This is a genomic window from Sinomonas sp. G460-2, from assembly GCF_047759905.1.
GTDB lineage: Bacteria > Actinomycetota > Actinomycetes > Actinomycetales > Micrococcaceae > Sinomonas.
The window spans coordinates 1-9,850 of the sequence record NZ_JBKZWT010000124.1 but is presented as its reverse complement, the minus strand read 5'-3'; the positions used below and the strand labels follow the sequence as shown (position 1 = coordinate 9,850).

The following is a 9,850-nucleotide window of genomic DNA, read 5'->3' as shown; positions in this document are numbered from 1 at the left end:
GTTGCCCGCAACGAGCGGAAGGGCTGCGAGCCGGCTTTCCTCCGTGGCGAGCCACGTTCCGACGTCGACGGGGTCCTGAAGGTGCTCGGCACATTCAGACGCGAGCATCATGACGGCGCCCACGAGCGTGCTCTTGGCCGGGAAGCCCTGCCAAATCTCGCCGTCGTAAGCCTCGACAACGGTCGCGGCGAGCTGCCAAGACTGCGCCGCGCCAAGCAGCACGGCGTCCCGCTCGACGCCGATCCGGAGCCCGTGGTCTTGGACGATCGCGTTGGCGAACGAGTGATACGTCGAGACCGTGGGGTCCATTGCCTCAGGGTCCAGGACGCCCTCGGCAAGGTCGAGTCCGTGCTTCCGGGCCGCGCGCGTGAGCTTCGCGAGCTGAGCCCGGATCCGCGCCGACAGCTCTCCCGCGGCCTTCCGGGTGAACGTCACGCCGAGGATTTCGTCCGGGCGGACCCAGCCGTTGGCCACGAGCCACACGACGCGTTCAGCCATCGTGGCCGTCTTGCCGGATCCCGCGCCGGCCACGACGAGCCGCGGCGCGAGCGGCGACGAGATGATCTCGGACTGCTGCGCCGTCGGGCGGTGCTGGCCAAGCAGCTCGGCGAGAGCCTCGGGCGTGAATCGCGGCGCGGGGAGCCCGCCCTCGGCCGGGCCGGCCGGCGCGTCGAGCGCGTTGTCGAAATCGATCGTCATTCCGTCACCTGCCGTCCACGCGAGCACAACGGGCAGATGTCCGGGAGCCTGCAGCCGCCCGCGAAGCCTGCGCCGGGCTCGTGCCGCGCCTCGAATTCGTGCCCTGACATGGCCGCCGCCGCGCGCTCAACGAGATCGAACGCCCAAGCGGCGTCCTCGAGCGCTGGCTGCTGCTGCACCGTCACGTTCTTCGCGGCATCGCCGAGCTGCACGAGTTCCGCTCCCCCGGGCACGTACCGGCTGGCGGGCTGTCCTGGTTGGACGTCCTGAGAGGCGGGGACTTCGGTGGAAGCCTCCGCGAAGGCGCCGGCCGCGAAGGCTCCCGCCGCGATGGCCACCTGATAGGCGGCGAGCTGCCCGTGACGCGGAACGTCGGCTGACCTCGGCTTGCTCTTGCCCGTCTTGAGGTCCACGACCACGAGGCGCCCGTCGGCGTCGCGTTCGAGGCGGTCGACCTGGCCACGGATCACGGTTCGCCGCGCGATCTCCCCCAAGCCGATGCCGTCCAGGTTCGCCTCGAAATCCGCCTCGACACCGACGAGCTCTCGCCGCGTTCCGCGGACATACTGGGCGAGCTTGCCCAGCATGGCCGTGGCCCGCTCATGTTCGCGCCGGCCCTCCCACGTGTCGGGCTGACCGAGGCTCGGCCACCTCCGTTCGAGTTCACCGAGGAGCTCCTCCGCAGTGCCCCGCGGCTTCTCCTGGGCGATCGCATGCACGAGGGTGCCGAGGCTCCGCGCGAAGTCGGTCGCGGCCTCCCCGCCGGCCGCCGAAACGAACCAGTCGAGCGGGTTCTTGACGGCGGTCTCGACCCGCGAGGGCGAGACGTACACGGTCTGCTCGGGCGGCACGACGGGTCCGGTGCTGGTGAGGGGCGCGAGGCCGTACCAGTCCTCCGGGTGTGCCCCGGGGGCCTCGGCCCGCACGAGCCGCGCGAGGAGCTCGACGGCCGCCTCGGCGTCGCGCCCGCCGTCCTCGGCCGCCTGCCGGAGCTCAGCGACGAGGGGCCTGAGCCCGAGAGTCCGCGGGACCTCGGTGTACGGCCGGACGGCCGTGCCCTCGGGCAACGGATCGACGAGGTCGAGGAACGCGGACGGCACGTCATCCTCGGAACGGACGCCCGTGCACACGAGCCTCCCGCGCGTCCGCGAAACGACCGCGGAGAACATGCGCAGCTCGTCGTAGCGGATGTCCTTGAGGCGTGCCCGAGGACTCACGAGCATCGCGTCGACCGCGCCGATCTCGAGGCAGTCGGTGAACATGGTGCTCCCGAGCAGCTCGCCGCGCAGCCGATTGTTGGGCCACACGCCGTCTTGGAGCCCCGCGACGAACACGAGCTCGAATTCGCGGCCGGCGGCGCTTGCCGGCGTGAGAAGCTCGACGGCGGACTCCGCCTGGGCGCGCGGCGCGAGCGTGTCCATCGGGATCTCCTGCTCGAGCAGATAGTCGAGAAACTGGCCCGGCGAGGCCCCGGGCAGCCGGTCGACGTAGCGTTCGGCGGTGTGGAAGAGGGCCATGAGAGCGTCGAGATCGCGGTCGGCCCGGAGGCCAATGGGCCCACCGCCGAGCGCGAGGCCATACCACCGCTTCGACAGTCCCGCGGCGTCCCACAGCGCCCACAGGACCGTCTCCGCCGTCGCCCCCGGCTCAGCGGCAGCCGAGCATCCGCGCTCGAGCATGCGCGCCACTCGACGGGCCGCCTGCGCCTCCGTGCCGAGCTCGGCGAGCGCCCCGGGATCCTCGAGTGACTCGACGAGAAGCGCATCACTCGCCCGGCCACGCCCAGCCGACAGCTCGAGCTGACGCAACGACTGCCGCAGCCGGCGCAGCTCAAGGGCAGAGGCGCCGCCGATGCGCGAGCCCAAGAGCTCGACGGCGGTCTCGGGGGTGAGCTCGCTCGAGTCGAGGACAATGCGATAGGCGGTGAGGAGAGGGCGGACCGCGGCCTCGTCCCGGACGGCGGTCTCCGCGACCGGAACCTTGACCGGGACCCCTTGCGACGCGAGGAAGCGCTGAGTCTGGGCGAGCTTCGCCCCGGACCGCACCATGACGGCCATGTCGCCGTAGCCGATCCCGCCCAGGAGGTGGGCATCCTGGAGGCGATGAGCGAGGTAGCGCAGCTCGTGCATCGGCGAGTGGAGCACGTGGGCCTCAACGGAACTCGACGGGTCCACGAGGGTCTCGTGCTCGAGCTGCCGCGCCGCCTGCCCCCCGGGCACGGCCGAGATGCGCTCGGCGACGTTCCGCCATGCCTCCGCCACGGCCGGCGGCATGCGGTGGGAGGTCGCGAGCGAGTATTCGGTGAGGCCGCCCAGCAGGTCCCCGAGCCGGGCGACGAGCTCGGGACGCGCGCCACGGAAGCCCTGGACCACGACGTCGGGAGCTGCGGAAGCGATCACGTCGCGACCGCGCCCGAGGACCGACAGGAGCTCGAGCACTGCGGGATTGGCCTCCTGGACGTCGTCGACGACGAGGAGTTCGAGCCGCGCGCGCTCGGCGTCGAGCAACGCCGGGTCGTCGAGAAGGATCTGGCGGGCCGCCGTGATGATGCCCGCGGGATCGAACGCCTCCGGCATCCGGAGCTCCAGGACGTCACGGTACTCGCGGTAGAGCGCCGCGGCCGCCACCCACTCGGGCCGCTCGGTCCGCCGCCCGAGCTCGGCGAGCTCTCGCGCCGTCGTGCCGTACTCGGTGACCCGGTCGAAGAGCTCGCGGACCTCCTGCCGGAAACCTCGCGTCGCCAGGGCCGTGTCGAGCCCGCGCGGCCACGCCGGGCCGCGGCCCATGGCTCGGTGTCCCTCGAGGAGCTCCTTGACGATGAGGTCTTGCTCCGCGCCCGAGAGCAGTCGCGGCGTCCGCGGAAGCCAGTCGAGGCGGCCCTCGGCCCGTGCGCGCCGGATGAGGTCGAACGCGTACGACTGCCAGGTCCGCGCGGGCGGCGCGCTCAAGCTCCGGTCAAGGCGCGCGGTGAAGCCATCCCGCAGGCGCGCGGACGCGGCCCGGGACGGAGCGAGGAGGAGGACGCGCGCCGGGTCGACGCCGTCGCGCTCTACGCGCACTGCCGCGGCCTCGACGAGGAGAGTGCTCTTCCCCGTCCCGGGCGCGCCCCATACGAGGACAGGGCCGATGCCCTGAGGGAGGTCAAGGACCGGCCGCTGGTCGGGCGAGGGCCGCCAGCCCCCCGACAGCGAGCTCGGAACCGGTGGCAGGAGGCGCAGCGCGGGAGCGGCGACTCCGGGATGGGTCGGCGCGGCGGAAACGGTCACGGATGCATCCCATCACCGGGGTCCGACATTTTTGCGCGCGGCCCATGGCGCCTCTCCCACAGCGCCTCGGCGACGACGTCGACGGCGTCGAGTTCGCCGTCGTCGGGCGCCCATCTGGCGCGCGGCATGTCGACTCTCCAGGCACCCTCGCCGGGCTTCCCGCGCAAGGGCGTGCCCTCCTCGAGATAATGCGCCAGCGCCTCTCGCTCATGCCCCTCGAGCGGGCCGCCGCTCGCCTTGATGACCCTCCACCACGGAACGTGGCCGCCATGGTGCGACATGACCGATCCGACCTGCCGCGGGCCGCCGGCGCCAAGGAGCTCCGCCACGTCGCCGTAGGCGAGAACGCACCCCGGAGGGACGAGCTCGACGACCGACAGAACCGCCTCGACGAACTCATCCCGCATGCATCCCAGCCTAGGCCGCGGACCCCGCGCTGCCCGTGAGGCGTGCGGGTGAGGCGCCGGGCCAGGGTCAGCGGGCCAGGATCAGAAGGGCCCGGGTCAGCGGGCCAGGATCAGCCGGAGGCTGCGCCCCGCGCCTCGGTCGCGGGGAGGCCGAGACTCCGGGCGACGAGCCGGTCGAACTGGTCGGTGGGAAGCCACCGGGCCACCGCTGCGGTGACCTTCGCATCGCGGCCCACGAGATAGCGCGGGCGCGGCTTGGGTGACTCGAGCGCCTTCGCGATGGTCTCGGCGACGACCGAGGGTGCGATGCCGCTGCGAGCGAGCGACTCGGCCTGCTTGAGGCCTGCCGCGATTACGTCGGCGTAGCGGCGCCGCTGCTCCTCGGACATGGAGTCAACCAGGCCGCTCGCCGTCGCCTCGCCCTTCGCCCAGATCGGGGTGGCGATCGCGCCGGGCTCGACGACGATCACGCGCACCCCGAGCCGGCCGACCTCGCGGCGCAGCGAGTCGCTCATGGCCTCGAGAGCAAATTTGGACGCGGCGTAGGCGCCGAACAGGGGCCCTGCGACGCGGCCGCCGATCGAGCTGACGTTCACGATCCTGCCGCGAGCCTTCAGGAGCGAGGGCAGGAGCGCCTGGGTCATGGCGACGTGGCCGAAGAAGTTCACATCGAACTGGCGGCGCCACTCGGCCAACGGGATGGCCTCGACGGGCGCGTTGATCGCGGTGCCCGCATTGTTGACGAGGGCGCCGAGCCTCCTGCCCTCTGGGTCCCGTTCGACGCGCTCGGCGAGCCTCGCGATGTGCGCCGGATCGGTGACGTCCAGCAGGACCGGCTCGATCCCGTCCGCGGCGAGCCCCGCGCCGTCGGCCTCGCGGCGGACGCCGCCGAGCACGTGCCAGCCTCGTACCGCGAGGGTTCGCGCTGTCGCCTGTCCAATCCCCGACGACGCCCCGCTCACCACTGCCAAAGACGTGTCCTCAGGCATTTCTCATCCCTTCGTGGTCGACATCACCAACCTAGCCGGAACCGCCGACGACGGCGCCGCACGTCACCTGGGCAGGCCCCGGCGAGCCTCCCCCAGGAATGTCGGACTCCCCATTTAGCGTGTGAGGCATGACCTGGAGCAGCAACTCGAGAGCAGCGTTCGACCTCGAAACGACGGGCCGCAATTCTCGCTCGGCACGGATCGTGACCGCGAGCATCGTGGTCCTCGCGTCCGACGGAGCGGTCGAGGAGGAGCACGAGTGGCTCGCCGACCCTGGGGTAGAGATCCCGGCCGAGGCGGCAGAGGTCCACGGCGTCACCACCGAGCGCGCCCGCGCCGAGGGGCGCCCGGCCGCCGAGGTGGTCAGAGAGGTCGCCGCGGTCCTGCAGAGGCTGTTCGACGCGGGTGTGCCCGTCGTCGCCTTCAATGCCGCCTACGACTTCACGGTCATGGCCGCCGAGTGTGCCCGCCACGGACTCCCCCAGCTCTCGCGCTTCCCGGTCCTCGACCCGTACGTCATCAACAAGCAGGTCGAGCGGTACCGCAAGGGCAAGCGCACGCTCGGCGCCCTGTGCGAGCAGTACGGCGTGATTCTGGACGAGGCGCACACATCCGCGGCAGACGCCCTCGCCGCCGCGCAGCTCCTGGACGCCATGGCGGTCAGGTTCCCCGAGATCAACAAGCCGGCTGCGGCACTGCACCGAAGCCAAGTGGACTGGTCGCTCGAGCAGGCGGCTGACTTCCAGGCCTACCTCCGCCGCACCAAGCCCGCCGCGGTCGTCGAGGGCGAATGGCCCGTCCTCGCCCCGGTCGACGCGAGCCGCGGCGGCTTCTAAACCCCGCGCATACACTGACGAGCTCGCGGGAATCCGGCATCTGAGACACATCTCACAGCCGGATTTCATTGCCCCGGCATCGTCTGGCGCTCGCAGGAATTCACGACGGCGACCGGGTCGCCTTCCGTGGTCGTCGACGCGCCGCCGAGATTCCGAACATTCTTCGGACGTTCCCGGCATATTGCGGAATGTGTTCTGAGAAAGAATGTTTCACAGCGCCCGCACATAATGGTGTGCAGCCCCGACGCCTCCGGAACGTGCCGACCGCACGTCCCTGCGTCGCGTCCTGCGTTCACATCACGAAAGCGAAGGCTCATGAAGTTCAAGGCACCCAAGTGGCTCGCCGCCGCGCCCGTCGCGGCCGTCCTCGCGCTGACCCTGGCCGCGTGCGGCGGGGGCGCGACGTCGTCCGGCACGCCGACCGACGCCCTCAAAGGCGCGGACCAGCAGTCCACCGACAAGTACACGACCGCCTCGGTGACCGCGCTCGACAAGATCGACAAGTCGAAGCTCGGCCTCATCACGCCCGGCACGATCAAGGTCGGCACGCTCTCCGACGCGCCCCCGAACATCTACCTCGACAACAACACCGGCCAGTTCACCGGCTACGACAACGAGCTCCTCAAGGCCATGGCTGCCAAGCTCGGGCTCAAGGTCGAGTTCGTGTCGACGAAGTTCCAGAGCCTCCTCGCGCAGGTCAAGACGAAGCAGTTCGACATGGGCTCCTCCTCGATCTCGACGACCGATGCGCGCCGCGAAACGGTCGGCTTCACGAACGGCTACGACTACGGCTACATGGCGATCGTGACCAAGGATGGCGCGAAGGTGAAGACCTTCGACGACCTCAAGCAGGGCGTGCGCATCGGCGTGGTCCAGGGCACCGTCCAGGACGACTTCGTGACGAACACGCTCAAGCTCGAGCCGGTCCGGTTCCCGGACTACAACACGGTCTACCAGAACGTGAAGAGCGGCCAGGTCGACACGTGGGTCGCCCCGTCGCAGCAGGCGGAGGGCCAGGTCAAGCAGGGCGACGGCACCGTCATCGCGCAGAAGAAGGTCAACACGCAGAACTTCACGGCCTACGCAGTCGCGAAGGACAACCAGCCGCTCACCGACGCGCTCAACTCCGCGCTCGACGCCGTGATCGCCGACGGGACGTGGGCCAAGCTCACCGCGCAGTGGTACCCGGACCGCCCGACGCTCAAGGAGCAGACGCCCGAGGGCTGGAAGCCGGGCAGCAAGGCCGTCCAGGTCACCGCGGCCAAGTAGCCAAGAGATAGGCGCCACATGGATTACCTGAACAACCTCGGCTCGACGTTCTTCGACTGGAAGGTCATCGGCGAGATCCTGCCGGCCATGTTCACGGTCGGACTCCCCAACACCCTCGTGCTCGCGGTCTCGTCCGCGATCATCGGCACGGTGCTCGGACTGGTCCTCGCCTTGATGGGCATCTCCCGGAATCCTGTGGCGCGGTGGATCGCCCGGGGGTACACGGACGTGTTCCGTGGACTCCCGGCGATCCTGACCATCCTCGCGATCGGCCTCGGCTTCGGCCCGGCCTTTCGCGAGCTGATCGGCGTCACGAGCCCGTACCCCATGGGGGTCGCCGCGCTCTCGCTCATTTCGGCGGCCTATATCGGCGAGATCTTCCGCTCGGGCATCCAAAGCGTCGAGAAGGGCCAGCTCGAGGCTGCGCGCGCGCTCGGCTTCGGGTACGGCCCCTCGATGCGGCTCATCGTCGTCCCGCAGGGCGTGCGTCGGGTCCTTCCGGCGCTCGTGAACCAGTTCATCGCGCTCATCAAGGATTCGTCGCTCGTCTTCACGCTCGGGGTTGTGGCCTCGGAACGCGAGCTGTTCCAGATCGGCCAGGACAAGGCTGCCCAGAGCGGCAATCTGTCGGGGCTCGTGGCGGCCGCGATCTTCTACCTCGCACTGACGGTGCCTCTTACCCACCTTGTGAACTACATCGACGCCCGCCTGCGCACCGGCCGCGCCCAGAGCCGCGGCGAGAAGCAAGAGCCGGACGCGGCCGCCGCGCTCGTCGGGAAGGGAGCAAACGGATGAGCCAGTTCACCTCTGGATCCCTCGAAGCCCGCGGAATCCATCTCGCGTTTGGGAGCAACAAGGTGCTCCGCGGGATCGATCTGCAGGTCCAGGCCGGCACCACGGCGTCGGTCATCGGCCCCTCGGGCTCGGGCAAGTCGACGCTCCTGCGGGTCATGAACCGCCTCATCGAACCTGATCAGGGCGACATCCTCCTCGACGGCAAGTCGGTCCTGAAGGACAACCCCGACGAGCTGCGCCGCCGCATCGGCATGGTCTTCCAGCAGTTCAACCTCTTTCCGCACAAGAGCGTCGGCGAGAACGTCGCCTTCGCGCTGCGGAAGCTGCGCGGGCTGCCCAAGGAGCAGGCGCGGGCCGAAGCGCTCGAGCAGCTCGACCTGGTGGGCCTCAAGCACAAGGCCGACGTGCGCCCCGCGACCCTCTCGGGTGGCCAGCAGCAGCGCGTCGCGATCGCCCGCGCTCTCGCCATGAAGCCCGAGGTCATGTTCTTCGACGAGGCCACGTCGGCGCTCGATCCGGAGCTCGTCAAGGGCATCCTCGCGCTCATGGCGGACCTCGCGAAGAGCGGCATGACCATGGTCGTCGTGACCCACGAGATGGGCTTCTCGCGCAACGTCTCGGACTCCGTGACGTTCATGGACGGCGGCGTCGTGGTGGAGAGCGGCGCGCCCGGGCAGATCTTCGACGATCCGCGCACCGATCGCCTCCAGCGCTTCCTGAGCGACGTCCTCTAGTCTCACCAAGCACCCGAGGCTCGCCAAGCAAACGACGACGTCGGCACGCACCCGAGTGCCGGCGTCGTCCGCCTTTTGGGGCGGTGCTGCCGCTAGAGCGGGAGGCCGCCCGCGCCCTTGAGATCGCGCATGACGATCGTCGAGGTGAGCTTGGCGAGGCCGGGGAGCGCCGCGAGGCGTTCGTCGTAGAGCCGTTGATAGCCCAGGAGGTCCGCGGCGACGCACTTGAGGAGGTAGTCGGGGTCGCCGAACAGCCGATAGGCCTCGACGACCTGGGGCTCGGCGACGACCGCCTCCTCAAACGCCCGGATCGCCTCGCGGGAAGTCTCGCGGAGCGTCGCGAAGACCATCGTCCCGAAGCCGAGGCCCACCTTCGCCGCGTCGATCTCGGCGCGGTACCCGCGAATGACCCCGTCCGCCTCGAGATCCTTGAGCCGCCGATGACAGGGCGCGAGCGTGAGCCCCACGTCGTTGGCGAGCGCCGTGGCCGTGATGCGGCCGTCGTTCTGGAGGATGCGCAAGATACTTCGATCCAACTTGTCGATCACGGCAAGAATCTACTCCGATTCTTGCGTGACTGGAGATAAGTGGTGAGCACCTCTTGCAGGAAAATGTCTACTCTTGCGGCATGGATTTCGCGCCGCTCTTGGGCTTCGCCGCCGTGGCCCTCACGCTCTCCCTCACGCCTGGCGCCGACTGGGCGTACACGATCGCCGCCGGGCTCCGCAGCGGTTCGCCGGTGCCGTCGGTGGCGGGGCTGTGCACGGGCTACGTCGCGCACACCGCGATCGTCGCGGCCGGCCTCGGGATGCTCCTCGCGGCACGACCCGAGGTCGTTGCGTGGCTGTCGGTGGC

Annotated in this window: 9 protein-coding genes and 1 pseudogene; 5 read left to right on the top strand and 5 right to left on the bottom strand. The window is 70.1% G+C overall.

Annotation, left to right across the window (positions count from 1 at the left end; genetic code table 11):
- The 4 genes from ACLN58_RS12550 to ACLN58_RS12535 all read right to left on the bottom strand — a co-directional run.
- The coding region (locus tag ACLN58_RS12550; protein WP_415855597.1) for a UvrD-helicase domain-containing protein at nt 1-699 on the bottom strand (699 nt) is incomplete at its 3' end.
- Nucleotides 696-3,965, bottom strand: coding sequence for an ATP-dependent helicase (locus tag ACLN58_RS12545; RefSeq protein ID WP_415855596.1), 3,270 nt, complete (start codon nt 3,963-3,965; stop codon nt 696-698). The genes ACLN58_RS12545 and ACLN58_RS12550, both read right to left, overlap by 4 nt.
- On the bottom strand, nt 3,962-4,372 hold the full coding sequence (locus ACLN58_RS12540; protein ID WP_415855595.1) for an MGMT family protein: 411 nt from the start codon (nt 4,370-4,372) through the stop codon (nt 3,962-3,964). The genes ACLN58_RS12545 and ACLN58_RS12540 overlap by 4 nt, the downstream gene beginning before the upstream one ends.
- Nucleotides 4,373-4,482: 110 nt before the next feature.
- Nucleotides 4,483-5,361: an SDR family NAD(P)-dependent oxidoreductase gene (locus ACLN58_RS12535; protein ID WP_415855594.1), complete on the bottom strand. Its 879-nt coding sequence runs from the start codon at nt 5,359-5,361 to the stop codon at nt 4,483-4,485.
- Nucleotides 5,362-5,489: 128 nt separating this feature from the next.
- Here ACLN58_RS12535 and ACLN58_RS12530 point away from each other — a divergent pair, with 128 nt between their 5' ends.
- The 4 genes from ACLN58_RS12530 to ACLN58_RS12515 all read left to right on the top strand — a co-directional run bounded on the left by ACLN58_RS12530 (nt 5,490) and on the right by ACLN58_RS12515 (nt 8,995).
- Nucleotides 5,490-6,197, top strand: a complete 708-nt coding sequence (locus ACLN58_RS12530; protein ID WP_415855593.1) for a 3'-5' exonuclease — start codon at nt 5,490-5,492, stop codon at nt 6,195-6,197.
- A gap of 315 nt (nt 6,198-6,512) precedes the next feature.
- Nucleotides 6,513-7,466 (top strand): ABC transporter substrate-binding protein, encoded by a 954-nt coding sequence (locus ACLN58_RS12525; protein WP_415855592.1) that lies wholly within the window; start codon nt 6,513-6,515, stop codon nt 7,464-7,466.
- 18 nt (nt 7,467-7,484) lie between these two features.
- Nucleotides 7,485-8,261, top strand: coding sequence for an amino acid ABC transporter permease (locus ACLN58_RS12520; protein WP_415855591.1), 777 nt, complete (start codon nt 7,485-7,487; stop codon nt 8,259-8,261).
- Complete coding sequence (locus tag ACLN58_RS12515; RefSeq protein WP_415855590.1) at nt 8,258-8,995, top strand: amino acid ABC transporter ATP-binding protein; 738 nt, start codon at nt 8,258-8,260, stop codon at nt 8,993-8,995. Before ACLN58_RS12520 ends, ACLN58_RS12515 begins: the two co-directional genes overlap by 4 nt.
- Before the next feature lie 92 nt (nt 8,996-9,087).
- Here ACLN58_RS12515 and ACLN58_RS12510 read toward each other — a convergent pair whose 3' ends face one another.
- Complete coding sequence (locus tag ACLN58_RS12510; protein ID WP_415855589.1) at nt 9,088-9,543, bottom strand: Lrp/AsnC family transcriptional regulator; 456 nt, start codon at nt 9,541-9,543, stop codon at nt 9,088-9,090.
- Nucleotides 9,544-9,623: 80 nt separating this feature from the next.
- On the opposite strand from ACLN58_RS12510, the pseudogene ACLN58_RS12505 reads away from it, so the two are divergent.
- Nucleotides 9,624-9,850, top strand: a pseudogene (locus ACLN58_RS12505) (LysE family translocator); the annotation flags it as partial.